Here is a 25,749-nt window from a genome sequence, read left to right as displayed (position 1 = left end):
CTGCAATCTAGGATCTGCTCAACGGTCACAGCGACCCCTGAACCCATTGAGGATCCACCATGAGCTTGAAAGACAAACTCCCAGGCCAGCTCGGCTTCGGCACCGCACCGCTGGGCAACATGTTCCGCGCCATTCCTGAAGACGAAGCCCAGGCCACCGTCGAGGCGGCCTGGAACGCCGGCGTGCGCTATTTCGACACCGCGCCGTTCTACGGCTCGGGCCTCTCGGAAATCCGCCTGGGCCAAGCCCTGTCGCAGTACAACCGCGACGACTTCGTGCTCAGCACCAAGGTTGGCCGGGTGATCCTCGACGAAGTCGAAGACAGCGCCCGTGACCTCGGCGAAAAAAGCGGCGTGTTCGAACACGGCCGCCCGAACAAGATGCTCAACGACTACAGCGCCGACGCCACCTTGCGCTCCATCGAAGACAGCCTGATCCGCCTGAACACCGATCGCCTGGATATCGTGTGGATTCACGACATCGCCCAAGACTTCTACGGCGACCAATGGCTGGACTACTTCAATCAGGCCCGCACCGGCGCCTTCAAAGTGCTGACCCGCCTGCGCGAAGAAGGCGTGATCAAGGCCTGGGGCCTGGGCGTGAACCGCGTCGAGCCGTGCGAGCTGACGCTTGATTTGACCGAAGCACAACCCGACGGCTTTTTGCTGGCCGGCCGCTACACTCTGCTGGACCACGATCGCGCCCTGCAACGCCTGATGGACGCGGCTTCGGCCCAGAACGTCGAGATCGTCGTCGGTGGCCCCTACAGCTCCGGCATCCTTGCCGGTGGCGAACACTTCGAATACCAGAAAGCCAGCCCGGCGATCATCAGCAAGGTCGAGCAGATCAAGGCGATTGCCCAGGCGTTCGGCGTCAGCGTGAAAGCCGCTGCGCTGCAATTCTCCCTGGCCCATCCGGCCGTGGCGGCGGTGATTCCCGGTGCCAGTCGTCCGGGGCGGATTGCCGAAGACGTCGCGGCGTTGTCAGAAAAGATCCCGGCAGCCTTCTGGCAGGCCCTGCGCGATGCCCGATTGATTTCGGATCGCGCACCACTGCCGCTTTAACTTCAGGAGTTTCAACCATGAAAATTGATGTAAGCGGCAAAGTAGCGATTGTCAGCGGCAGCACCGCCGGTATCGGCCTGGGCATCAGCCAGGCGCTGGCGCAGTCCGGCGCCACGGTGGTGGTGATCGGGCGTGACGCGGGCAAGGTAGATGATGCCTTGGCGAGCATCCGCCAGGCCGTTCCCGGTGCTGACCTGCGTGGTTTGGTGGCGGATCTCGGCACGGCCGAAGGCGCAGAAAAACTCTTCGCCGCCGAACCGCGTGCCGACATCCTGGTCAACAACCTGGGCATCTTCAACGACGTGGATTTCTTTGAGGCCCCGGACAGCGAGTGGACACGCTTCTATGAGGTCAATGTGATCTCCGGTGTACGCCTGGCGCGGCATTACACGCCGGGTATGGTCGAGCAGGGCTGGGGGCGGGTGATTTTCCTGTCGTCGGAGTCCGGTGTGGCGACCCCGGCGGACATGATCAACTACGGCGTCACCAAGAGCGCCAACCTGGCGGTGTCCCATGGTTTGGCCAAGCGCCTGGCGGGCACCGGAGTGACGGTAAACGCGGTGTTGCCTGGCCCGACCTTTACCGACGGCCTGGAGCAGATGCTCAAGGACGCCACGGCACAATCCGGGCGCAGTGCGCGGGACGAGGCGGATGTGTTTGTGCGTAACGCCCGGCCGACCTCGATCATCCAGCGCGCGGCAAATGTGGATGAAGTCGCCAACCTGGTGGCGTACATTGCTTCACCCCTGTCATCTGCCACCACCGGTGCCGCGCTGCGGGTCGACGGTGGTGTGGTCGACAGCATGGCCATCTGAATTGTTTTTCATTTTCTGGAGTAATTAACGTGGCAACAGCGTCTTCTGTGATTGAAATCCCGGTTTCGGCCGATCAGGTCTGGCAATTGGTCGGCGGCTTCAACAGCCTGCCAGACTGGCTGCCGTTCATTGTCAAAAGCGAGCCAAGCGATGGCGGCCGCGTGCGTCACCTGCAAACCGCCGACGGTGGTGTGGTAGTGGAGCGGTTGCAGAGCTTTGATAACGTTGGGCGTACCTACAGCTACACCATCGAGCAGTCACCGTTTCCGGTGAGTGCGTACCTGGCGACATTGCAGGTTGAGGCCTTGACCGAAACGTCGGCGAAAGTGACCTGGTCGGGTGTGTTCACGCCAGCGGCGGGGACTTCGGATGCGGCGGTGGAGGAATTGTTTGCCGGTGTCTACAGCGGTGGGCTTGAGGCGTTGCGCGCCAATTTCCCAGGCTGATCCGCGTCAACTGTAGGAGCCGGCTTGCCGGCGATCGCGGTAGATCTGTCAACATTTCCAGTGACTGATCCACCGCTATCGCCGGCAAGCCAGCTCCCACAAGGTTTTGTGGTGCTTGTGTTATTCAGGCATGAGCTGCTGGCGGCATTCCAGGACTAATCTGGCACCGCCTTGTTCACTGGTACCCACTTCCAACTTGAACCCATGCAAGTTGATGATCGCCGCCACAATCGACAAGCCCAACCCGAACCCGCCTTGCTGGTCGCTTTCATCCACGCGATAGAAGCGCTGGAACACTGCGTCACGTTCCGCCGCGGGGATGCCGGGGCCGGAGTCGTGCACTTCAATACGCGTGCTGCCGGCGTCATTGACTCCGCGCAGGATCACTTCGCCGCCCGGTGGGGAGAACTTGATCGAGTTGCTCAACAGGTTGGCCAGGGCTTCGAACAGCAGCGCGCGGTCGCCGGTGATCCACGGCAGGGATTCCGGGGTTTCGAGGCGCAGTTGCAACTCGCCTTCTTCGGCCAGCGGCAGGTAGAAGTCGTGCAACTCGCGCAACAGCGGCAACGGGTCCATGACCAGAAAACCTGAGCGACGCTGGTGGTCTTCCAGTTCGGAGATACGCAACAGCCCGCGAAAACGCGCCATCAAGGTATCGGTTTCGGCAATCGCGTCATCCAGTTTTACCGCGTAACCCGATTCCGCCTCGGCCTCCTGCTTGATCCGGTACAGCTGCGCACGCAGGCGCGTCAGCGGGGTGCGCAGGTCGTGGGCGATGTTGTCGCACACGCCCTTAACCTCATTCATCAACTTCTCGATGCGATCCAGCATGGCGTTGACGATGGCCGCGAGCATGTCCAGTTCGTCGCGTCGGTTTGACAGCGGCAGGCGGTGGGTCAGGTCGCCGGCGACGATGGCTTCGGCACTGGCCTGGATCCCGCGGATTCGCCGCAACGGGCGTCGACGCAATAAGTGCCAGCCGGCAGCGCCAGGGATAATTGTCAACGAAAGCGCCCACAGCAGGGCATGCCAGATGATCCGGGTCACGCCGAACAGCGAACCGTTGGCACGCACCAGCACCAGCCAGCGGCCGTCTTCGGTGTGGGTGGCGACAGCGTCGCAACTGTCCTTGGGCAACTTGGGGTCGTCGGATTCGACGCAATTGACCAGCGCGTGGATCTTGCCGTCCAAGGGCAGGTCCGGCGGCACCGCGCGGATCGGCCCACTGAGCGGGCGGAACTGCTCATCGAACAGACCGTAGGCGTCCACGCCCTTCATGTCGAAGGTCATGCTGGTGGTCAGGGCTTCCACCAGTTCCTCGCCGTCAAAGCGTTGGAACAGGTGCTGGCGCTGCATCAGCGAATGGCGCGACAGGTCGCCCAGGTAACCCGACACCTCGTAATACAGCACCCCCATGAGGATGCAGCTCCAGGCCACGAACAACGAACTGTACAACGCCAGCAAACGGCTGCTGGAAGAGCGCCAGCCTTTAGAGGGGTTCAGCAATGACATAACCGGAACCTCGTACCGTGCGGATCAGCGGCGTGAGGCCCGGTGGGTCGATCTTCTTGCGCAGACGGCCGATGTGCACGTCGATCAGGTTAGTGCCGGGGTCGAAGTGATAGCCCCAAACTTCTTCGAAGATCATCATCCGCGACAGGATCTGCCCGGTGTTGCGCATCAGGAATTCCAGCAGCTTGTATTCGGTGGGCAGCAGGCTCAGGGGCTGATCGGCGCGGCTGGCTTCGCGGCTGATCAGGTTTAGCTCCAGGTCGGCCACGCGCAGGGCGGTTTCGAACTCCTGGACCGTGCTTTTGCGCCGCAGCAGCACTTCGACGCGGGCGGCCATTTCGTCGGAGGCGAACGGCTTGGTGAGGTAGTCATCTCCGCCGGCACGCAGGCCGCGCACGCGTTCGTCCACGTCGGAGAGGGCGCTGATCATCAGGATCGGCGTCGACACACCAATCGTGCGCAGCGTGGTGACGATGGCCAACCCATCGAGTTCCGGCAGCATGCGGTCGAGGGTGATCAGGTCGTAATCGCCACTCACGGCGCGGACCAGGCCTTCACGGCCGTTGTCTACCCAATCTACATCCAGTCCATGGCTACTCAGCTCGGCGACGATCTCGCGGGCCGTTACGGCGTCATCCTCGATGGTCAAAATTCGGGTCATGGGATTACCTTTCACACTGGAAGACCGCAATCGCCGGCAAGCCGGCTCCTACAGAAGTACGGGCATTTTGCCAAGAAATGGCTGAACGCTTCCTAAATAAAACTTCATGTTGGCAAAACCGCCAAATTTTCCTTCAGGAATGCATAACGCCCGCCTGCCATTGGCCTTTCTTGCAACTTGCATGGTCCTGGGAAGTTCAAGTTATTTAACTTGTTGAAATATATAGATATTTATTTTTGTGACGACTGGCATGGTGCCTGCACTGTCCCTTTTGAGACTTGTAACACTATTTTTCTGCCTTGGAGCACAACAACAATGATCACATCCTCATCCACGCTGCAAGAGTCGAGCGCGCTCTCCGGGGTTTCCTGGGGGGCGATTTTTGCTGGGGCGGCCGCTGCGGCCGCATTGTCCCTGATTCTGGTGCTGTTGGGCTTCGGCCTGGGCTTTTCGGCGGTATCGCCGTGGGCTGACAGCGGCATCAGTGCCAAAGGGCTTGGCATTTCCACGATTGTCTGGCTGGCGTTTACCCAGATCGTCGCGTCCGGGCTGGGCGGTTACATCGCCGGCCGGTTGCGGGTGAAGTGGGCGAATATGCACGGCGATGAGGTGTACTTTCGCGACACCGCCCATGGTTTCCTGGCCTGGGCTGTGGCCACGCTGATTACTGCGGTACTGGTGGTCGGTTCGGTGAGCAGTGTCGTCAGCGGCGGCGTGAAAGCCGGTGCCAGCGTTGCAGCCGGTGCGGCCAGCGGTATTACCCAAGCCGCTGGCAGTGCTGCCAAAGGTGTTAACGGCGGCGACTTCGATTACTACGTCGACAGCCTGTTCCGCGACGACCGTCCGGTCGCCGTCAGCGATGATGCCGCCCATGGTGTAGTTGCCCGCATCTTCACCCGCACCCTGAGCAACGACGGCCAACTGGCTCCCGAAGACCGTGCCTACCTGGCCCAGTTGATCAGCCAGCGCACCAACCTCAGCCAGGCAGATGCCGAAGCGCGTATCGACAAAGTCTACGGCGATGCCCGCAAAGCGGTGGAAGACGCCAAGCTCAAAGCCAAACAAGCTGCTGATACCGCCGCCAAGGTCGCTGCCTACACCTCACTGTGGACCTTTGTTGCCCTGTTGATCGGCGCGTTCTTCGCCAGCTTCGCAGCCACCTTTGGCGGTCGTCGTCGCGATGCCGTGGTGTATGTCGAAACCGAACACTTCGTACGTTAATTCAAGGAGAACATCATGCGCTCATTACTGCTTTGGTTCCTCGGTGTGCCTATTCCGGTGATCATCCTGATCGCGATCTTCATGCACTGATTGTTGCGTTACCCGAGCCGCGCCTGAGCAACAGGCGCGGCTTTTTGCTGCAAGGCCAGCCAACTTGTCACCAGCAACACACTGGCCAGTGCCGTCATCATCACCAACGGTGCCGACGTGCCATCGGACAACAGCCCGGTCGCCCAACTGCTCACTGCCGTCAGGAACATCTGGGTGAAAAAGAACAACCCGGATGCCGTTCCCGCGATTGCACCATAGGGCTGCAGCACCGACAGCTGACAGGCCGGAATCACCATCCCCACCGACACCATGATCAGCACCATCGGCAGCACGATCGCCAGCCATTCCCCCGGCAGCGCGACGGTTGCGAGCGCGAGAATCCCACTGCCCAGCACGTTCACGGCTATGCCGGCGATGATCAAACGGTCTGCCTCGAAGCGCCGCACCAGCCGACGAAACAGGTTCGCGCCCAGCATGTAGCCGCTGATGGTTGCTGCGAATACCAGTGCGTAAGCAGTCGCAGACAGATGAAACCCCCGTTGCAGCAACGCCGATGACTCGCTGATAAACGGAAAATAGGTGCTGTACACGCAACCGATCGCCAGGGAATAACGCAGGAAGTAACGGTCACGCAGCAGTTGGCCGTAGATGCGCAGCAGCCCACGCGGCGGGGCAGCGGCGACTTCCGGCGGGCGGGTTTCAGGCAGGCGGCGATATACCACCAGGCACAGCACAGCTGCGATTACGCCCAGCAGCACGAACAGCCCGCGCCAGTGGATGAACGGCAGCATCAGGCTACCCAGTACCGGCGCGGCCATGGGCGAAATGGCCATGGCCATGGAGATCAGCCCAAGCAGGCGTGCTTGCTCGTTGCGGTCGAAGTAATCGCGCACGATCACACGGCCGATCACGGTGGTGCAGCAGCCACCCAAGGCCTGGAACAGTCGGGCGATGATCAACACGGCGATGTTGTCCGCCAGGGCACAAGCTGCCGTGGCGAGGACATACAGAAACAACCCTGCCAGCAACACCGGACGACGACCAAAGCGGTCAGTGAGCGGGCCACTGACCAGCAGCGAAATCGCCGAGCCGAGGGCGTACAGCGTCAGGGTCAGTTGCAACTGGCTGTCGCTGGTCTGGAAGTAATCGGCCATAGCGGGCAGGGCCGGCAGGTGCATGTCCAAGGTGATGCGTGGCAAGGCGATGAGCACGGTCAGCAGCACCAGCCAGAACCCGGTGGAGAGGGCGCGTTGAGTCATGGGACGTCTCGATGCAAAGAGTAGAGCCCAGACTCTAGTCGCATTGTGGTTTAATCATTAGGACCACTTGTGCCTTGTTCGATAGGACCACTATGAACCGAGGAAAAACCGCATCCGCCCTCGACCTGCCGCGTCCCGACACGCTGGAGGCGGGCAAGCAGCAGGGCGCCTACGAAGCCTTGCGCGGTGCGATCCTGAACCGCCAACTGCCGTCGGGCAGCCGCTTGCCCTCCACGCGGAGCCTGGCCGAACGCTGGCGGGTCTCCCGTGGCACGCTGGAAGCGGTGTTCGACCGCCTGCACAGCGAAGGCTACGTGCAGCGGGTCGCCGGGTCCGGCACGCGGGTGTGCGCGGTGATCCCCGAGCAGTTCATCGCAGCGCCGTTGGCCAAGGACATACCCCGTCGGCCTGTGGAGTCTGATCTGCCGGACAGTGGTGTGCAGAGTCATGTGCCCTTTGTCGCACGGCGCCCGGATGCCAGCCTGTTCGATCTGAAGAGCTGGGCCCGCTGTATCACCCGGGGGCTGTTGTCAGTCGGGCCGGGCGTGTTGGAGGCGTCACACCCGGCCGGCTTGCCCGAGTTGCGCGCACAGATCGCCGACTACCTGCGCAGCTATCGCGGCCTGCATTGCGAAGCCGATGAGGTGATTGTCACCACCGGCATCCGCCACGCCCTGGACCTGATCGCGCGCAGCGTGCTCAAGGCCGGCGATAGGGCCTGTGTCGAGGATCCCGGCTACCTGCCGGCACGGCGCCTATTCACGCTGGCAGGCGCCAATGTGCAGGGCATCCCCGTCACCGCCGAGGGCCTCGATACTGCGCAACTTCCCGAGACCGCCCGCTTGGCCTACGTCACCCCGGCGCACCAGGCGCCGCTGGGCATGACGCTGTCGTTATCCCGTCGCCTGGCGCTGCTGGACTGGGCAGCCCGCGCCGACGCCTGGGTGGTCGAAGACGATTACGACAGCGAGTACAACTACAACACCGCGCCGCTGGCCGCGCTCAAGTCCCTGGATTCGGCCGACCGCGTGATCTACTGCGGCAGCTTTAACAAGAACCTGTTCCCCGGTTTGCGCGTCGGCTTCATGGTGGTACCTAAGGCGCTGCGTCGCGGGCTGTTGCGCACCTTGCAGCTCACCGGGCATTCGGTGGGGGCCACTGATCAATTGGGGCTGGTCGAGTTCTTGCGCAGTGGCGCCTTCGTGCGTCACTTGCGTGCCTCGCGCCAGGCATACCAAGCCCGTCGCGATGCGTTGCTGGAATGCCTGGGCGGGCGCTGCGCGGTCAGTGGCCAGCAGGCAGGGTTGCATTTTGTGTTGTGGTTGCCGGCCGGTGTCGAAGAGGGCGATTTCTGCAACCATGCCGCCGAAGCCGGGTTGACGCTGCAGCCTCTGGGCAAGTTCTGTCAAGACGTGAGCTTGCCGCCGGCGGTGATCATCGGCTACACCGCGTTGACCCTGGCCCAGATCCGCTATCACGGCCGAGTTCTCACGCAATTGTTAATAGCGGCTTAACCCGCGCTTGGCTAGACTCGCGCCCCATGAGCCGCCTTTTGCGTTTAGTCCTGGTCCTGCTGTTGAGCCTCACGCTTCCCCTGACCGGGATGGCGGGGGTGCCATCGAGCACCGAACCCTGCCCGATGAAGATGTCGGACATGCAGGTGATGACCGACATGAACCCGGACTGCTGCCAGGACGGCGTCGATCACGGCAAGGCCTGCAAACCCGGCCAGGAATGCAAGACCGGCGGCCTGCTGCAACTCTCCCTGCCGATGCTCAAGGCGCCGTTGACCCTGGCGCATCCGCTGCTCGTCAGCGCCTCTTCGGATTTCATCCCAGACCGCACGCCGTCCGGCGTCTGGCGCCCACCCCGTTCCTGATTCCTGTTGCACCTCAAGACGCATCCCCTGATCGGGATGGCTTTGCTGTGGGCCGCGTAATGCGGCGCGCAGCGCAACGGAACAGGAATTTTCAACATGAATCCCTTCTACATGCGCGCCCTGGTGGTGGGCGTGCTGGCGTGGCCGGCGTGGGCGAATGCGCTGACCCTGGACGACGCCCTGCGCCTGGCGCAGAACAACGCACCGTCGCTCGCTGCTGAGTCGGCCAAGTTGCAAGCTGCGACCCAGGCGGCGATCCCCGCGGGTGAATTGCCCGATCCGAAGCTGGTGGTTGGCCTGCAGAACTTCCCCATCGGTGGGCCCAATCGCGGCACGCTCTATGGCGATGACATGACCGAGCAAATGATCGGTATCCAGCAACAGGTGCCCAGCCGCGACAAGCGCAAGGCGCGTATCGAGCTGGCCGATGCCGCGGTGGAGCGCACCGCGGCCGAAGGTCGGATCGAGCGCCTGAACGTGCGCCAGGCCACGGCCCAGGCCTGGATCCGTGCCTATGCGGTGGAACGCAAGGAGGCCTTGTTCAAGGACTTCTACCAGCAGAACCGCCTGCTGCAAGACAGCGTGCGTGCGCAATTGGCCGGTGGTCGCGGCCAGCCCTCGGATGCGGTCATGCCCAAACAGGAAGCCGCCGAACTGGCCGGGCGCGAAGACGAACTGACCCAGCAACGCGCCCAGGCCCGCGCGGCGCTCAAGCGCTGGATCGGCCCGGCCGCCAATGAAGCGCCCAGCGGCCAGTTGCCCAACTGGCCCATCGACGGGCGTTACAACCTGCATCAGCACCCTGAACTGCAAGCCTTTGCGCCGCGCACCCGCGAGGCGCAAGCGCGGTTGCGCGAAGCCAAGGCGCAAAAGACGTCGGACTGGAGTTGGGAAGTGGACTACCAGCACCGTGGGCGTGAATACGGCGATATGGTCAGCCTGCAATTGAGTTTCGACCTGCCGATCTTCCCCGGTCGCCGGCAAAACCCCGGGATCGCCGCCAAGCAAGCCGAACTGGATCAGCTGGATGCCGAGCGCGAAGCGGTCACCCGCGAACACACCCAGCAACTGGACGACGACCTGGCGCAATACCAGCGTCTGGACCGCGCCGTGCAGCGCAGCCAGGACAGCCTGGTGCCCCTGGCCGAAGAAAAGGTCGCGCTGAGCCTGGCCGGTTATCGCGCTGGCAAGGGGGACTTGCTCAACCTGGTCAGCGCCCGCCGTGAGCTGGTCGAAGCCCGTTTCAAACAGATCGATGCCCTTGAGCAACGTGCCCTGATCGGCGCGCAGCTGTATTTCGCCTACGGAGAAGCCTCCCATGATTAATCGACTCCTCGCGGTGGCGCTGTTGGGCGGTGGCCTGGGCGCCGGTTACTGGCTGGCGCAGGCACCGGCTCCGGTCGCGGCCATGGCCGACAACAAACCGGCGCTGTACTGGTATGACCCGATGTACCCACAGCAGAAATTCGACAAGCCCGGCAAATCGCCTTTCATGGACATGCAATTGGTGCCGCGTTATGCCGAAGGCGCTGCAGACAGCGCCGCTGTGCAGATCGACCCCCGTGTGGCGCAGAACCTCGGAGTGCGCCTGGCAATGGTCACCCGTGGCGTGTTGGCGTCCACACTGGACCTCTCCGGCATCCTCGCCTTCAACGAGCGTGACGTCGCCGTGGTACAGGCGCGGGCGGCCGGCTTTGTCGAGCGCGTGTATGACCGCGCGCCGGGCGACGAGCTCAAGGCCGGCGCGCCTCTGGCTGACCTGTTGATACCCGAATGGGCGGCGGCCCAGGAAGAGTTCCTGGCCTTGCGCCGCAGCGCGGATGCGAGTCTGTTGGCGGCTGCGCGCCAGCGTTTGCGCCTTAGCGGTATGCCCGCCGGGTTGATCGCGCAGATGGAGCGAAGCGGCCGTGTGCAATCGGTATTGACCGTCGCCAGCCCCATCGGCGGCGTGGTGCAAACCCTGGACGTGCGCGAAGGCATGACGATGGCGGCGGGGCAGACCCTGGCGCGCATCAATGGCCTGGATCGCCTGTGGTTGCAGGTTGCTGTGCCGCAAGCCCAAGGTGCTGCGCTGGCTGTGGGGCAAGCGGTGGAAAGCCGCTTTGTCGGGCTGCCGGAGCAAACCGTCAAGGGCACCGTCAGTGCCATTCTGCCGGCGATTGCCGGCGACAGCCGTACCGTGCAGGTTCGCGTTGAACTGCCCAATACAGACGGCACCTTGCGCCCCGGCATGACCGCCCAGGTGCGCCTGGCGCAATCCTCCGCGCAATCCGTGCTGCAAGTGCCCAGCGAAGCGTTGATCCGTACCGGTAAACGTACGCTGGTGATGCTGGCCGAGGAGGGCGGGCATTACCGTCCGGTGGATGTCGAGGTCGGCGCGCAAAGCCAGGAGATGACGGTGATCCGCAGCGGTTTGCAGGAAGGCCAGCAGGTGGTCGCGTCCGGTCAATTCCTGCTGGACTCTGAAGCCAGTTTGCGCGGGATTATTCAACCATGATCGCCTTATTGATTCGTTGGTCAGTTGCCAACCGTTTTCTGGTATTGCTCGCGACGTTGTTTGTCACGGCTTGGGGCGTCTGGGCGGTGCAAAACATGCCGGTCGACGCACTGCCGGATCTCTCCGATGTGCAGGTGATCATCCGCACGCCGTATCCCGGCCAGGCGCCGCAGATCGTGGAAAACCAGGTCACCTACCCGATGACCACCACCATGCTTTCGGTACCGGGCGCCAAGACCGTGCGCGGGTTTTCATTCTTCGGCGACAGCTACGTCTATGTGCTGTTCGACGAAGGCACCGACTTGTATTGGGCGCGTTCGCGGGTGCTGGAATACCTTAGCCAGTTGCAGGCGCGCTTGCCCGCATCGGCCAAACCGGCGTTGGGGCCGGACGCCACTGGCGTCGGCTGGATCTACCAGTACGCACTGGTGGACCGCAGCGGCCAGCATGACCTGGCGCAGTTGCGCGCCTTGCAGGACTGGTTCCTCAAGTTCGAGCTCAAGACCCTGCCCAATGTGGCCGAAGTCGCGACCATCGGTGGCCAGGTCAAGCAATATCAGGTGCAGCTCGATCCGCTGGCCCTGGCCAATCGCGGCATTACCCAGGCACAGGTGGTGGAGGCCATCGGCAAAGCCAACCAGGAAGCCGGCGGTTCGGTGCTGAACATGGGCGAGTCCGAGTACATGGTGCGGGCGTCCGGCTACCTCAAGTCGCTGCAGGATTTTCGCGGGATTCCCTTGCGGCTGGACGCCAACAGCGTACCTGTCATCCTGGGTGATGTGGCAACCGTTCAACTGGGGCCGGACCTGCGTCGGGGCGTCAGCGAACTGGACGGCGAAGGCGAAGCGGTGGGCGGTGTAGTGATCCTGCGCAGTGGCAAGAACGCGCGGGAGGCCATCGCAGCGGTAAAAACCAAGCTTGAGCAACTGAAAAGCAGCCTGCCGCCCGGCGTGGAGATCGTCACCACCTACGACCGCAGCAAACTCATCGACCGCGCCGTGGACAACCTCAGCCACAAGCTGCTGGAAGAGTTCCTGGTGGTGGCGCTGGTCTGCGGGATTTTCCTGTGGCACCTGCGTTCATCCCTGGTGGCGATCATCTCGTTGCCGGTGGGGGTGTTGATCGCGTTTATTGTCATGCGCTTCCAGGGCATCAACGCCAACATCATGTCCTTGGGCGGCATTGCGATTGCCATCGGCGCGATGGTCGACGCGGCGGTGGTGATGATCGAAAACGCCCACAAGAAAATCGAAGCCTGGCACCACGCCAATCCGGGTCGTGAACTCAAGGGTGAAGACCACTGGAAGGTCATGACCGACGCGGCGGTGGAGGTTGGCCCGGCGCTATTTTTCTGCCTGTTGATCATCACCTTGTCGTTCATTCCGGTGTTCACCTTGCAGGCCCAGGAAGGTCGGCTGTTCGGCCCGCTGGCCTACACCAAGACCTACGCCATGGCGGCGGCCGCCGGTTTGTCGGTGACCTTGATCCCGGTGCTGATGGGCTACTGGATTCGCGGGCGTATCCCGGATGAGCAGCGTAACCCGCTCAATCGTGGCCTGATCAAGCTCTACCAGCCTGCGCTGGAGGCGGTGCTGCGTCGGCCGCGCCTGACCCTGGTGGTAGCGTTGCTGATGGTCGCCAGTGCGCTGTGGCCGATCTCGAAGCTGGGTGGGGAATTTTTGCCGCCGCTGGACGAAGGGGACTTGCTGTACATGCCCTCGGCACTGCCGGGTCTGTCGACGCAAACGGCGGGTGAGTTGCTGCAACGCACCGACCGGCTGATCAAGACCGTACCCGAAGTCGCACACGTGTTCGGCAAGGCCGGTCGCGCCGAAACCGCCACTGACCCGGCCCCGCTGGAAATGTTCGAGACCACTATCGAGTTCAAGCCCCGTGACCAATGGCGCCCCGGCATGACCCCGGACAAACTGGTCAAGGAGCTCGACCGCGTGGTCCAGGTGCCGGGGCTGACCAATATCTGGATTCCGCCGATCCGCAACCGCATCGACATGCTTGCCACCGGCGTGAAAAGCCCGGTCGGCGTGAAGGTGGCCGGTACCAGCCTGATGCAGATCGACGCAGTGACCCAGGCGGTGGAAAAGGTCGCCAAGGGCGTGCCGGGCGTCAGTTCAGCCTTGGCCGAACGCTTGACCGGCGGCCGTTACATCGACGTGGATATCGACCGGGCGGCGGCCGCGCAATACGGACTGAACATCGCCGATGTGCAGTCGATTGTGTCGGGTGCCATCGGCGGGGAAACCATTGGCGAAACCGTGGAAGGCCTGGCGCGCTTCCCGATCAGCCTGCGTTACCCGAAGGAATGGCGCGACTCGGTGACGGCCTTGGCAAACTTGCCGATCTACACGCCGTCAGGCAGCCAGATCACCCTGGGCACGGTGGCCAAGGTCAAGGTGAGCGACGGCCCGCCGATGCTCAAGAGCGAAAACGCTCGGCCTTCCGGCTGGGTCTACATCGACGTGCGTGATCGTGATTTGGCGTCGGTGGTGAAGGACTTGCGCACAGCGATCAACCAGCAGGTGCAGCTGCAACCGGGCATGAGCCTCAGCTATTCGGGGCAGTTCGAATTCCTGGAGCGGGCCAATCAACGCCTGAAATTGGTGGTGCCGGCGACCTTGCTGATCATCTTCGTGCTGCTGTACCTGACCTTTCGCCGGGCGGACGAAGCATTGCTGATCCTGGCGACTTTGCCGTTCGCACTGACGGGCGGGGTGTGGTTGCTTTACGGGCTGGGTTTCAACCTGTCGGTGGCCACGGGCGTAGGGTTTATCGCGCTGGCCGGTGTGTCGGCGGAGTTCGGCGTGATCATGCTGCTCTACCTGAAAAACGCCTGGGCCGAACGCAAGGATGGGAACCTGCTGGCCGCCATCACCGAAGGCGCGGTGCTGCGGGTACGGCCCAAGGCGATGACGGTGGCGGTGATCATCGCGGGCTTGTTGCCGATCCTGCTGGACGGCGGCACCGGTAGCGAAGTGATGAGCCGCATCGCCGCGCCGATGATCGGCGGGATGCTCACCGCACCGTTGTTGTCGCTGTTTGTGATCCCGGCGGCCTATCGGTTGATGCTCAGTCGTCGAAGCCGACCTGCTCATGAATCTCATCCACCTTCAACTCCAACCGGTACGCCACCGCAATAAACAACGCCTGGCACAGGCACAGGGTGGCGCTCAACGAGCGGAAGGCAAACGACGAACCTTCATTCACCAACAGCACCGCGTTCGCCCGCTTGGCCAGGGGCGACAGGTTGCTGTCGGTGATGATCAGGGTCTTGGCCTGGTGGTGCTGGGCGATGCGCAGACAGTGCTGGGTCTCTTTGCCGTAAGGCGTAAAGCTGATGGCGATCACCAGGTCATTGGCACGCACGCTGCGCATCTGCTCGCGGTAGCTGCCGCCCAGGCCTGAGATCAGGTGGATGCGCTTGTTGGTGTGCTGCAAGTTGTAGACCAGGTAATCGGCCACCGCAAAAGAGCGGCGCACGCCGACCACGTAGATATTGTCGGCATTCACCACCAGGTCCACGGCTTTGTCGAACGCCACATCATCCAACTCCAGCCCCAGGCGCTCGATACCGGACAAGGTCGCGTTGACGCATTCGCGCGCCAGGTCGCCGCCGCTGGCCTTTTGCGACTTGTTGGCGATCATGCTGCGGATGCGTTGCTGGTAGTTCTGCACCGGCGTGGTCTTGTGGGTGTAGGCCTCGCGGAACAACGCCTGCATCTCACTGAAGCCACTGAACCCGAAGCGTTGCGAGAAGCGCACGATGGCCGACGGGTGCACCTCGCACTCGCGGGCGATGTCGCTGATGCGGTCGACCATGATCCGGTCGCTCTGCTGGCTCATGTAGCTGGCGATGCGCTTGAGCTGGCGCGGCAGGCTCTCGTATTCGTCGGTGATCAGCTGCAACAGGCGCTCGGCATTGATCGGAGGGCTGGCGAGAGTGTCTTCCAGGGTGGTCTCGGGATCGGTGCGGGACATGGGCAATCCTTCTGGCGTTGTTGTCTGTTGCGCTGATGGGTGGCGCAAGTCTACAGGGTAGGCGCAAAAAAATACCCCGGCATCACGGCCGGCGTGGCCTGCTGAAACGATGCACTGTAGTGGGACTGGCTCTGTACAAGCTTAATGGAAAAAATATTCCAATGAAAAAATATCTGGAATAAATATTGATTGGCGTCGCCGGACGTTCTAGTCTGCTCCCACCAAGAGCGTTTGCCGTCGCCACGTCGGCACAACGCAGGCTGATAAAAATAACAGGAGCCAGCATGGGCCAGACTCGTTTTGCCAGTGGGCGTCAATTGGATCTGATTTGCCTTGGGCGCCTGGGCGTCGACCTTTATGCGCAGCAAGTGGGTGCGCGGCTTGAGGACGTGTCCAGCTTCGCCAAGTACCTCGGCGGTTCTTCCGCCAACATCGCCTTCGGCACCGCCAGGCTGGGGCTCAAGTCGGCGATGTTGAGCCGGGTCGGCGACGACCATATGGGGCGCTTTCTGGTGGAGTCCCTGGCCCGCGAAGGCTGTGACGTCAGCGGCATCAAGGTCGACCCGGAACGCCTCACCGCCCTGGTGTTGCTCGGCCTCAAGGACCGCGAAACCTTCCCCCTGGTGTTCTACCGCGAAAACTGCGCCGACATGGCCCTGCGCGCCGAAGACATCAGCGAAGCGTTTATCGCCTCCAGCAAAGCGCTGCTGATCACCGGCACGCATTTCTCCACCGACGGCGTGTACAAGGCCAGCATCCAGGCCCTGGACTACGCGGCCAAGCACAACGTCAAGCGTGTGCTGGATATCGACTACCGCCCCGTGCTGTGGGGCCTGGCGGGCAAGGCCGATGGCGAAACCCGGTTTGTCGCTGACCAGAATGTCAGCCAGCACGTGCAGACCATCCTGCCGCGTTTTGATTTGATCGTCGGTACTGAAGAAGAATTTCTTATCGCTGGGGGCAGTGAAGACTTGCTTGCCGCCCTGCGTAAGGTGCGCGAACTGACCCCGGCGACCCTGGTGGTCAAGCTCGGCCCGCAGGGTTGCACGGTGATCCACGGCGCTATTCCAGCGCGGCTGGAAGACGGTGCTATCTACCCCGGTGTGCGCGTTGAAGTGCTCAACGTATTGGGCGCCGGCGATGCGTTCATGTCGGGTTTCCTCAGCGGCTGGATCAACGACGCGAGTGACGAGCGTTGCAGCCAGTTGGCCAACGCCTGTGGCGGCCTGGTCGTCTCCCGCCACGCCTGCGCGCCGGCCATGCCGACGCCTGCGGAACTGGAATACCTGTTCAACAGCCCGGTGCCGATTACCCGCCCGGATCAGGACGTGACCCTGCAACGCCTGCACCGCGTGACGGTGCCGCGCAAGGCCTGGAAGCAATTGTTCGTGTTTGCCTTCGATCACCGCTGGCAACTGGTGGACCTGGCGCAAAAGGGCGGCCAGGACCCGGCGCGCATCAGCGATGCCAAGCAACTGTTTATCCAGGCCATCGAACGCGTCGAGAAAAAACTCGCCGAGCAAGGGGTGGAAGCCGACGTCGGCCTGCTTGCCGACCAACGCTTCGGCCAGGACGCGCTCAACGCTGCCAGTGGTCGTGGCTGGTGGATCGCGCGCCCGGTGGAAGTGCAGAACTCGCGCCCCCTGGCGTTCGAACATGGTCGTTCAGTGGGCAGCAACCTGATCGCCTGGCCCCAGGAACAGATCATCAAGTGCCTGGTGCAATTCCACCCGGATGACGAGCCGATGCTGCGCCTGGAGCAAGAGGCACAACTCAAGGCGGTGTACGAAGCGTCGATTGTCAGTGGCCATGAACTGCTGCTGGAAGTCATCCCGCCCAAGGATCACCCTTCCACCTACCCGGATGTGCTCTACCGCAGCCTCAAGCGCCTGTACAACCTGGGTATCTACCCGGCGTGGTGGAAGATCGAGGCGCAATCGGCCGAAGACTGGAAAAAGCTCGACGAACTGATCGAGGAGCGCGATCCGTACTGCCGTGGCGTGGTGTTGTTGGGCCTGAATGCCTCGGCGGAATTTCTCGCCGACGGCTTCCAGCAGGCCAGCCAGAGCACCACCTGCCGTGGCTTTGCCGTCGGCCGCACGATCTTCCAGGAACCGAGCCGCGCGTGGATGGCGGGGGAGATCGATGACGAGACCTTGATCCAGCAGGTGCAGGCCACCTTCGAACAGCTCATTAACGCCTGGCGCAGCTCCAGAAGTTGATGCATGACCAATACCTGTAGGAGCGAGCTTGCTCGCGAAGAACCTCAACGATGACGCGGGCATTCTGGTTAAACGCGGTGTTCTTGCGTTCTTCGCGAGCAAGCTCGCTCTTACCGTTGAACGCGACTTGAATAATAAAAGGTGCAGCCATGCCCGCAATCCGAATTGGCATCAACCCGATCTCCTGGAGCAACGACGACCTGCCGGCCCTGGGCGGCGAAACGCCCCTGAGCACCGCCCTGAGCGAAGGCAAGGAAATCGGCTACGAAGGTTTTGAACTCAACGGCAAATTCCCCAAGGACGCCAAGGGCGTCGGCGATGTGTTGCGCCCTTATGATTTGGCGCTGGTTTCCGGCTGGTACTCCAGCCGCCTGGCCCGGCGCTCGGTGGCTGAGGAGATCGAGGCCATCGCCGGGCATGTCGAGTTGCTCAAGCAAAACGGCGCCAAGGTCTTGGTCTACGGCGAAGTGGCCGATTCGATCCAGGGCTCGCGCATCCGCCTGATCGAACGTCCGCGTTTCCACAGCGAACAGGCCTGGCAGGACTACGCAGACAAGCTCACTGAACTGGCGCGCTTCACCCTGTCCCAGGGCGTGCGCCTGGCGTATCACCACCACATGGGCGCCTATGTCGAATCCCCGGAAGACATCGACCAACTGATGCGCCGCACCGGCCCGGAAGTCGGGCTACTGTTCGATTCGGGCCACTGCTATATGGGCGGCGGCGAACCTATCGAGGTGCTGCGTAAACACATCGACCGCATTTGCCATGTGCACTTCAAGGACGTGCGCAAACCGGTGGTGCAACTGGCGCGTAACCAGATGTGGAGCTTCCCCGACTGTATCGTCAACGGCACTTTCACCGTGCCCGGCGATGGCGATATCGACTTCGCGCAATTGCTCGACGTGCTGCTGGCCGCCCATTACGAGGGCTGGCTGGTGGTGGAAGCCGAGCAGGATCCGGCGGTAGCCCCCAGCTATATCTACGCGAAGAAAGGCTATGACACTTTGCGCGCGCTTCTCAACGAGAGGACTTGAGTGATGAGCTTGTTGGTCAAAAGCAGCAAACGCGGCCAGACCATGGTCGCCCTGGAAGCCGGGCGCCTGGAGTACGTGGGTTTTTCTGCCTACCGCCTGAGCCTGGGGGAAACCCTGCCGGTCAGTGCCGGTGATAAAGAACTGTGCCTGGTGCTGCTCAGCGGCCGGGTGAACATCGAAGGCGAAGGCTTCAACTGGCAGAACCTGGGTGATCGCCAATCGGTGTTTGAAGACAAATCGCCGTTCGCCGCCTACTTGCCACCGGGCACCGATGCCCAGGTCACGGCGTTGAGCGACGTGCAGATTGCCGTGTGCGCCGCGCCTGGCAGCGACGGCTACGAACCGCGGCTGATTCGCCCCGAAAACTGCAAGCGCAGCGTGCGTGGCAAGGGCGCCAACACCCGCTACGTGTGCGACATCCTGCCCGACAGCGAGCCGGCCCATTCGCTGCTGGTGGTGGAAGTGCGTACGCCGTCCGGGCATTCATCGAGCTACCCGCCGCACAAGCACGATACCGACGACCTGCCGCACCAGAGCTTCCTGGAAGAAACCTACTACCACCAGATCAACCCGCCCCAGGGCTTCGTGTTCCAGCGCGTCTACACCGACGACCGCAGCATCGACCAGGCCATGGCCGTGGAAAACAGCGACCTGGTGGTGGTGCCCAAGGGTTATCACCCAGTCAGCGTGCCCTATGGCTACGAATCCTATTACCTGAACGTGATGGCCGGCCCCAAGCGTGCCTGGCATTTCCACAACGACCCGCAGCACAGTTGGCTGCTGGACCTTTAATCAGCGGTTTGGACGGAGAACAACAATAAATGAAGTCGCCTCTACGTTTCGCCCTTAACCGCATGGTAGCTCCCAACCTGTCCCTGCCGGATTTCATCCAGTTGGCCGTAACGCTCAAGTGCGATGCGATCGAGATTCGCAACGACCTGGCCGACAAGCAGATCGAATTCGGCACCCCGGCCAGCCGTGTGCGTGAACTGTGCGCGGTGCAGGGCATCAGCGTGCTGTCGATCAACGCGCTGTACCCTTTTGATGTGTGGAACGACGAGCGTCGGGCCCAGGCGATCACACTGGCGACCTACGCCCGTGAGTGCGGGGCCCAGGGCCTGGTGATGTGCCCGCTCAATGAGGCGGGCGACACGCGCAACGAAGCCCAGCGTGCCGCCGGTTTGCGCACGGCCTTGAGCGAGTTGGCGCCGATCCTGCGCGACTACGGGATTCTCGGCTTTATCGAGCCCTTGGGTTTTGAGGAATGTGCCCTGCGGCGCAAGCGCGTGGCGGTGGAGGCGATCAAATCCATCGGCGGTCTGGATGTGTTCCGCCTGGTGCACGACACCTTCCATCATCACCTGGCCAGTGAACATGAGTTCTTCCCGGAGTTGACCGGGCTGGTGCATATCTCCGGCGTGGAAGATAGCGAGGCGCCGCTCGGTTCGATTCGCGACGGCCACCGCGTGCTGGTGGGCGAGGGCGACATCCTGGGCAACGCCGCGCAGATCGACACCTTGCTCAGCACCGGCTACAGCGGCTACCTGTCGTTCGAACCGTTTGCCGAGAGCGTGCATGCATTGGCGGATATCCAGCAGGCGTTGGGGGCAAGCATCGCCCACCTGCAGAAACGATAAGGGGCGCGAGATGACCACAACAAGACTGACCATGGCCCAGGCCCTGGTGAAGTTCCTGGATAACCAATACATCGAAGTCGATGGCGTACAGAGCAAGTTCGTCGCCGGGGTGTTCACGATTTTCGGCCACGGCAATGTGCTGGGCCTGGGCCAGGCCCTGGAACAGGACGCCGGCGACCTGGTGGTGCACCAGGGCCGCAACGAGCAGGGCATGGCCCACGCCGCCATCGGTTTCGCCAAGCAGCACCTGCGCCGCAAGATCTACGCGTGTACGGCTTCCGTAGGCCCGGGCGCTGCCAATATGCTCACCGCCGCCGCGACCGCCACGGCCAACCGTATCCCGTTGTTGCTGTTGCCCGGCGATGTGTACGCCAGCCGCCAGCCTGACCCGGTGCTGCAACAGATCGAGCAGTTCCACGACTTGAGCATCAGCACCAACGATGCCTTCCGCTCGGTGAGCAAATACTGGGACCGCATCAACCGCCCCGAGCAGTTGATGACCGCCGCCATCCACGCCATGCGCGTGCTGACCGACCCGGCCGAGACCGGCGCGGTGACCTTGGCATTGCCCCAGGATGTGCAGGCCGAGGCCTGGGATTATCCGGATTATTTCCTGCAGAAACGCGTGCACCGCATCGACCGTCGCCCGGCCACGGCTGCGATGATCAGTGATGCACTGGCGGCGTTCCGCGGCAAGCGCAAGCCGCTGATCATCTGCGGTGGCGGGGTGAAGTACTCCGGCGCCAATGCCGCGCTGCAAGCTTTTGCCGAACGCTTTGAGATTCCCTTCGCGGAAACCCAGGCGGGCAAGAGCGCCGTGGTTTCCAGCCATCCGCTGAACGTCGGCGGGATCGGTGAAACCGGCTGCCTGGCGGCGAATCTGCTGGCGCCCGAGGCGGACCTGATCATCGGGGTCGGCACGCGCTACACCGACTTCACCACCTCATCCAAGTCGTTGTTCAAGCACGCCGAAGTCAAGTTTCTCAACCTCAACATCAGCCCCTGCGATGCCTTGAAACTGGATGGTGTGCAGGTGTTGGCCGACGCGCAGACCGCCTTGGAGGCACTGGCAGATGCCCTCGGCGATTACCGTTCCGGCTGGGGCGAGCAGATCAGCGAGGCCAAGGCGCAGTTGGAGGCCGAAGTGGACCGTGTGCATCAGGTCGAATATGCCGGCGACGGTTTTGTGCCTGAGGTCGACGACCACCTGGACCGCGCGGTGCTGCGTGAATTTATCGAGCTGACCGGCTCGTGCCTGACCCAAAGCCGCGTGCTGGGTGTATTGAATGAAACCCTGGCCGACGACGCCATCATCGTCGCCGCCGCCGGCAGCCTGCCCGGCGACCTGCAGCGCGCCTGGCGCAGCAAGGGCGTCAACACCTACCACGTCGAGTACGGCTATTCCTGCATGGGCTATGAGATCAACGCCGCCCTCGGCGTGAAACTCGCCGAGCCGAGCAAAGAGGTCTACGCCCTGGTCGGCGATGGCTCCTACATGATGCTGCACTCGGAGCTGGCTACCTCGATTCAGGAGCGGCGCAAGATCAATGTGGTGCTGCTCGACAACATGGCGTTCGGCTGCATCAACAACCTGCAGATCGGCAATGGCATGGACAGCTTCGGCACCGAATTCCGCTTCCGCAACCCTGAGAGCGGCAAGCTCGATGGCGGCCTGGTGCCGGTGGACTTTGCCATGAGCGCAGCTGCCTATGGCTGCAAGACCTACAAGGTCAGCAGCGTGGAACAGCTGCAAGCCGCGCTGGCCGATGCGCGTACGCAGACGGTGTCCACGCTGATCGATATCAAGGTGCTGCCCAAAACCATGATCCACGGCTACCTGTCGTGGTGGCGGGTGGGCGTGGCGCAGGTCTCCACCAGCGAACGCACAAATGCCGCCGCGAAAAAACTCAATGAACACCTGGCGAAGGCCCGGCAGTACTAATCACAAGAGGAGTGTTTGTATGTCTTTGAAGCTCGGTGTCATCGGTACAGGCGCTATCGGCCGGGACCATATCCGTCGTTGCAGCCAGACCTTGCTCAACAGCCAGGTGGTGGCGGTAACCGACATCAACCTGGAGCAGGCCGCCAAGGTGGTGGCTGACTTGAATATCAGCGCCGAGGTGTACGCCGACGGCCATGCGTTGATCAACTCCCCGGAAGTCGAAGCGGTACTTGTCACCTCCTGGGGGCCGAGCCACGAAGAGTTCGTGCTGGCCGCCATCGCCGCCGGCAAGCCGGTGTTCTGCGAAAAACCGCTGGCGGTCACCGCCGAAGGCTGCCGCAAGATCGTCGATGCCGAAGTGGCCTTCGGCAAACGCCTGGTGCAGGTCGGTTTCATGCGCCCTTACGATGAAGGCTATCGCGCCCTTAAAGCGGTGATCGATAGCGGCCAGATCGGCGAGCCACTGATGCTGCACTGCGCGCACCGCAACCCGACGGTGGGCGAGAACTACAAGACCGACATGGCGATCACCGACACCCTGATCCACGAGCTGGATGTGTTGCGCTGGCTGCTCAACGACGACTATGTGTCGGTGCAAGTGGTGTTCCCGCGCAAATCCAGCAAGGCCCTGGCCCACCTGCGCGACCCGCAGATCGTGCTGCTGGAAACCGCCAAGGGCACGCGCATCGACGTGGAAGTGTTTGTGAACTGCCAGTACGGCTATGACATCCAGTGCGAAGTGGTGGGGGAGACCGGCATCGCCAAGCTGCCGGAGCCGTCCCAGGTGCAACTGCGCAGTGAAGCGAAGCTGTCCAACGCGATCCTGATGGATTGGAAGGACCGGTTTATCGGCGCCTATGACGTGGAGTTGCAGGCGTTTATCGACAGCGTACGTGCCGGCCAGGTCGGCGGGCCGTCGGCGTGGGATGGCTTTGCGGCGGCGGTGGCGGCGGATGCGTGCATCGAGGCGCAGAACAGTGAGCAGATTGTGAAGGTGAGTTTGCCGGATCGTCCGCACTTCTACGGCTAACCCAATCCCGGGCAACCCCCGCACCCTGTAGGAGCCGGCTTGCCGGCGATAGCGGTCTATCAAATTTAAAGGTGTGTCCTGATGCACCGCCATCGCCGGCAAGCCGGCTCCTACAGTTTTGATTGGGTTTGCAGTTCAAGTAAGGAGTGTATGTATGCGAATTGGACTAGTCGGCTACGGCCACGGAGGGCGCTTCTTTCATGCGCCGCTGATTGCAACACTGCCCGGCGCTACGTTTGTCGGCGTCGTTACTCGCTCACCTGAACGCCGCCAGCAGTTGGCGACTGACCATCCCGGTCTCAAGGCTTTCGATTCCATCGGCCAGATCGTCGAGGCGGGTGTCGACGCCCTGGTCATTTCCACCACCCTCAAAGGCCGCCCGGCCCTGGTGCTGGAAGCTATCGAACACGGCGTTACCGTGGTCAGTGACAAACCCTTTGCCGCCAATGCCGAGCAGGCCCAGGCGCTGATCACCGCCGCCGAGCGCCAGGGCACGCTGCTCAGCGTGTACCAAAACCGGCGCTGGGATTCGGACTATCTGACCCTGCGCAAGCTCATCGACGCCGGCGCCCTGGGCAAGATCACCCGCTTTGAGTCCCGCGTGGAACGCTACAGCCCGCACGCCGTGGGCAACGCCAGCGGTGGTGGCTGGCTGCGCGACCTGGGCAGCCATTTGGTCGACCAGGCGTTGCAACTGTTCGGCCCGGTAGATCGAGTGTTCGCCCAACTGCACTACACCGCCGAACACCCCACGGTGGATCACGGTTTCTTTGTCTCCCTGACCCACGCCAATGGCGTGATCTCCCATCTGTGGGGCAACGCCTTGCAAAACAGCCAGGCACCGCGTTTTCGCGTCAGTGGCAGCGCAGGTTGCTACACCGTCGAAGGCCTGGACGGCCAGGAAGAGGCGCTAATGGCCGGCAAATCGCCGAAAACCGAAGGCGAACACTGGGGCGCCGAAGAGCATCGACGCTGGGGCTGGTTCGAGCAAGGTGCGGAGCGTGAGCGAGTACCCTCGGAGAAGGGCTGCTGGACGCAGTTCTATCGGCAGTTGCAATTGGCGGTGCAAGGGCAGGGACCCTTGCCGGTGGACGCCTATGACGCCCTGGAAACCACCCGTATATTGGACGCCGCACGCCTCAGCGCCGAGCGTCAGCAGGTGGTTTCAACAAAAATAGAATAAAATTCTAAAACAGGTTGATATGGAAATTATTTTCCAATAAAGTCTTTTCCAGGTTGCATAAAGTACGTTCGGGCTCGACCCGCGCGACTCAACAAAAACAAGATCAAAAACAACCAGGTACCGTCAGATGAAAATCTTCAACGCTGTACTGCGAGTTTTACGCCCTGCTAAAGCGCCACGCGGTCTGCCCCGCGCCCGGCCGTTCTACTTCTCCTTCCTTAATGTGCTGTGCGTCGAAAACAAAGGCGCGCTGGTGTGCTGCATTCCCGGCGCACCGGTCGTCCGGCTGCCTGCCGAGCTCTGATAAACGCAACGTCCAAAAAACCAACAAGAAAGTGGAGACAGACCGTTCATGAAGACCCCGATCCGTTTTACCGCGCTGGCCCTGTCCATACTGCTCGCCAGCGGTGTTGCCTCGGCTGCTGACCTCAAGATAGGCGTGAGCATGTCCGCCTTCGATGACACCTTCCTGACCTACCTGCGCGAAGACATGGACAAGCAGGCCAAGTCCTATCCCAAGGGCGATGGCGTGCAATTGCAGTTCGAAGACGCGCGTGCCGACGTGGTCAAGCAACTGAGCCAGGTCGAGAACTTTATCAGCCAGAAAGTCGACGCGATCATCGTCAACCCGGTGGATACCGCTTCGACCGCAAATATCATCAAAGCGGCCACCGCGGCGAAAATCCCGCTGGTGTTCGTCAACCGTCGTCCGGACAGCGCGACATTGGCCCCTGGTGTCGCGGCGGTGACGTCCGACGACGTCGAGGCCGGCAAGCTGCAGATGCAGTACATCGCCGAAAAGCTTGGCGGCAAAGGCAACATCGTGATCCTGCTGGGCGACTTGGCAAACAACTCCACCACCAACCGTACCAAGGGTGTGAAGGAAGTCCTGACTAAGTACCCAGGCATCAAGATCGAGCAGGAACAGACCGGTATCTGGCTGCGTGACAAGGGCATGACCCTGGTCAACGACTGGCTGACCCAAGGCCGCGACTTCCAGGCCGTGCTGTCGAACAACGATGAGATGGCGATCGGCGCCGCCATGGCCCTCAAATCGGCGGGCAAGAAGGGCGTGTTGATTGCCGGGGTCGATGGTACGCCGGATGGCCTGAATGCGATCACCAAGGGTGACATGACCGTGTCGGCCTTCCAGGACGCCAAAGGTCAGGCGGACAAGTCGGTGGAAACGGCACGCAAGATGGCCAAGAACGAGCCTATCGAGCAGAACGTGGTGATCCCGTTCCAGCTGATCACCCCGGACAACGTCAAAGACTTCAAATAGCCCTGCATAACAACAATA

Annotated in this window: 22 protein-coding genes; 18 read left to right on the top strand and 4 right to left on the bottom strand. The window is 62.2% G+C overall.

The genetic code is table 11. From position 1 onward, the window contains the following. The first annotated feature begins 59 nt into the window (after positions 1 to 59). Genes HX868_RS20050 through HX868_RS20040 form a run of 3 tightly spaced genes read left to right on the top strand, consistent with a single transcriptional unit; the run spans position 60 to position 2,325 of the window. Complete coding sequence (locus tag HX868_RS20050) at positions 60 to 1,064, top strand: aldo/keto reductase (RefSeq protein ID WP_177004154.1); 1,005 nt, start codon at positions 60 to 62, stop codon at positions 1,062 to 1,064. Positions 1,065 to 1,081: 17 nt separating this feature from the next. Then, the gene (locus HX868_RS20045; protein WP_016975578.1) at positions 1,082 to 1,879 is read left to right on the top strand and encodes an SDR family NAD(P)-dependent oxidoreductase; all 798 of its coding nucleotides are present in this window, start codon (positions 1,082 to 1,084) and stop codon (positions 1,877 to 1,879) included. 29 nt (positions 1,880 to 1,908) lie between these two features. Further along, positions 1,909 to 2,325, top strand: coding sequence for an SRPBCC family protein (locus HX868_RS20040; RefSeq protein ID WP_177004153.1), 417 nt, complete (start codon positions 1,909 to 1,911; stop codon positions 2,323 to 2,325). Positions 2,326 to 2,445: 120 nt separating this feature from the next. Here HX868_RS20040 and HX868_RS20035 read toward each other — a convergent pair whose 3' ends face one another. Continuing rightward, complete coding sequence (locus tag HX868_RS20035; RefSeq protein ID WP_177004152.1) at positions 2,446 to 3,837, bottom strand: sensor histidine kinase; 1,392 nt, start codon at positions 3,835 to 3,837, stop codon at positions 2,446 to 2,448. Continuing rightward, the gene (locus HX868_RS20030; protein WP_010211030.1) at positions 3,815 to 4,498 is read right to left on the bottom strand and encodes a response regulator transcription factor; all 684 of its coding nucleotides are present in this window, start codon (positions 4,496 to 4,498) and stop codon (positions 3,815 to 3,817) included. Before HX868_RS20030 ends, HX868_RS20035 begins: the two co-directional genes overlap by 23 nt. Positions 4,499 to 4,813: 315 nt before the next feature. Between HX868_RS20030 and HX868_RS20025 the strand changes: the two genes are divergently transcribed. Continuing rightward, positions 4,814 to 5,719 (top strand): hypothetical protein, encoded by a 906-nt coding sequence (locus HX868_RS20025; protein WP_038848479.1) that lies wholly within the window; start codon positions 4,814 to 4,816, stop codon positions 5,717 to 5,719. A gap of 98 nt (positions 5,720 to 5,817) precedes the next feature. On the opposite strand, the gene HX868_RS20020 is transcribed toward HX868_RS20025, so the two are convergent. Continuing rightward, on the bottom strand, positions 5,818 to 7,029 hold the full coding sequence (locus tag HX868_RS20020) for a multidrug effflux MFS transporter (RefSeq protein WP_177004151.1): 1,212 nt from the start codon (positions 7,027 to 7,029) through the stop codon (positions 5,818 to 5,820). Between the two features lie 92 nt (positions 7,030 to 7,121). Here HX868_RS20020 and pdxR point away from each other — a divergent pair, with 92 nt between their 5' ends. The 5 genes from pdxR to HX868_RS19995 all read left to right on the top strand — a co-directional run bounded on the left by pdxR (position 7,122) and on the right by HX868_RS19995 (position 14,560). Continuing rightward, positions 7,122 to 8,543, top strand: a complete 1,422-nt coding sequence (pdxR, locus tag HX868_RS20015) for a MocR-like pyridoxine biosynthesis transcription factor PdxR (protein WP_177004150.1) — start codon at positions 7,122 to 7,124, stop codon at positions 8,541 to 8,543. A gap of 26 nt (positions 8,544 to 8,569) precedes the next feature. Beyond that, positions 8,570 to 8,908: a hypothetical protein gene (locus HX868_RS20010; protein WP_095015854.1), complete on the top strand. Its 339-nt coding sequence runs from the start codon at positions 8,570 to 8,572 to the stop codon at positions 8,906 to 8,908. A gap of 96 nt (positions 8,909 to 9,004) precedes the next feature. Next, a complete protein-coding gene (locus HX868_RS20005) occupies positions 9,005 to 10,234 on the top strand; it encodes a TolC family protein (protein WP_177004149.1) in 1,230 nt (409 codons plus the stop codon). After that, positions 10,227 to 11,405 (top strand): efflux RND transporter periplasmic adaptor subunit, encoded by a 1,179-nt coding sequence (locus tag HX868_RS20000; protein WP_177004148.1) that lies wholly within the window; start codon positions 10,227 to 10,229, stop codon positions 11,403 to 11,405. Before HX868_RS20005 ends, HX868_RS20000 begins: the two co-directional genes overlap by 8 nt. Next, positions 11,402 to 14,560, top strand: coding sequence for an efflux RND transporter permease subunit (locus HX868_RS19995; RefSeq protein ID WP_177004147.1), 3,159 nt, complete (start codon positions 11,402 to 11,404; stop codon positions 14,558 to 14,560). Before HX868_RS20000 ends, HX868_RS19995 begins: the two co-directional genes overlap by 4 nt. On the opposite strand, the gene HX868_RS19990 is transcribed toward HX868_RS19995, so the two are convergent. Then, complete coding sequence (locus HX868_RS19990; RefSeq protein ID WP_028615857.1) at positions 14,490 to 15,398, bottom strand: MurR/RpiR family transcriptional regulator; 909 nt, start codon at positions 15,396 to 15,398, stop codon at positions 14,490 to 14,492. The two genes, HX868_RS19995 and HX868_RS19990, sit on opposite strands and share 71 nt — an antisense overlap. Positions 15,399 to 15,682: 284 nt before the next feature. Here HX868_RS19990 and HX868_RS19985 point away from each other — a divergent pair, with 284 nt between their 5' ends. The 9 genes from HX868_RS19985 (at position 15,683) to HX868_RS19945 (ending at position 25,731) form a co-directional block, all read left to right on the top strand. Next, positions 15,683 to 17,620: a bifunctional 5-dehydro-2-deoxygluconokinase/5-dehydro-2-deoxyphosphogluconate aldolase gene (locus HX868_RS19985; protein ID WP_177004146.1), complete on the top strand. Its 1,938-nt coding sequence runs from the start codon at positions 15,683 to 15,685 to the stop codon at positions 17,618 to 17,620. A gap of 149 nt (positions 17,621 to 17,769) precedes the next feature. Continuing rightward, a complete protein-coding gene (gene iolE, locus HX868_RS19980; protein WP_016975567.1) occupies positions 17,770 to 18,657 on the top strand; it encodes a myo-inosose-2 dehydratase in 888 nt (295 codons plus the stop codon). Between the two features lie 3 nt (positions 18,658 to 18,660). Continuing rightward, positions 18,661 to 19,449 carry a 5-deoxy-glucuronate isomerase gene (gene iolB, locus HX868_RS19975; RefSeq protein ID WP_177004145.1) on the top strand — a complete coding sequence of 263 codons (789 nt, stop codon included), beginning with the start codon at positions 18,661 to 18,663 and terminating at the stop codon, positions 19,447 to 19,449. 29 nt (positions 19,450 to 19,478) lie between these two features. Next, entirely contained in the window at positions 19,479 to 20,294 is an 816-nt protein-coding gene (locus tag HX868_RS19970) for a TIM barrel protein (RefSeq protein WP_177004144.1), read from the top strand. Positions 20,295 to 20,304: 10 nt separating this feature from the next. Then, positions 20,305 to 22,236 carry a 3D-(3,5/4)-trihydroxycyclohexane-1,2-dione acylhydrolase (decyclizing) gene (gene iolD / locus HX868_RS19965; protein WP_177004143.1) on the top strand — a complete coding sequence of 644 codons (1,932 nt, stop codon included), beginning with the start codon at positions 20,305 to 20,307 and terminating at the stop codon, positions 22,234 to 22,236. A gap of 19 nt (positions 22,237 to 22,255) precedes the next feature. Further along, positions 22,256 to 23,266 carry a bifunctional inositol 2-dehydrogenase/D-chiro-inositol 1-dehydrogenase gene (iolG, locus tag HX868_RS19960; protein ID WP_028615863.1) on the top strand — a complete coding sequence of 337 codons (1,011 nt, stop codon included), beginning with the start codon at positions 22,256 to 22,258 and terminating at the stop codon, positions 23,264 to 23,266. A gap of 154 nt (positions 23,267 to 23,420) precedes the next feature. Further along, a complete protein-coding gene (locus HX868_RS19955; RefSeq protein WP_177004142.1) occupies positions 23,421 to 24,449 on the top strand; it encodes a Gfo/Idh/MocA family protein in 1,029 nt (342 codons plus the stop codon). A 127-nt stretch (positions 24,450 to 24,576) separates the two neighbouring features. After that, positions 24,577 to 24,753 (top strand): hypothetical protein, encoded by a 177-nt coding sequence (locus tag HX868_RS19950; RefSeq protein WP_177004141.1) that lies wholly within the window; start codon positions 24,577 to 24,579, stop codon positions 24,751 to 24,753. A 48-nt stretch (positions 24,754 to 24,801) separates the two neighbouring features. Then, the gene (locus HX868_RS19945; protein ID WP_177004140.1) at positions 24,802 to 25,731 is read left to right on the top strand and encodes a sugar ABC transporter substrate-binding protein; all 930 of its coding nucleotides are present in this window, start codon (positions 24,802 to 24,804) and stop codon (positions 25,729 to 25,731) included. The last annotated feature ends 18 nt before the right edge of the window (positions 25,732 to 25,749 follow it).

Source organism: Pseudomonas reactans (assembly GCF_013385825.1).
GTDB classification, from domain to species: domain Bacteria; phylum Pseudomonadota; class Gammaproteobacteria; order Pseudomonadales; family Pseudomonadaceae; genus Aquipseudomonas; species Aquipseudomonas reactans.
The sequence above is the reverse complement of the archived record's forward strand: the minus strand, read 5'-3'. Positions and strand labels throughout refer to the sequence as shown.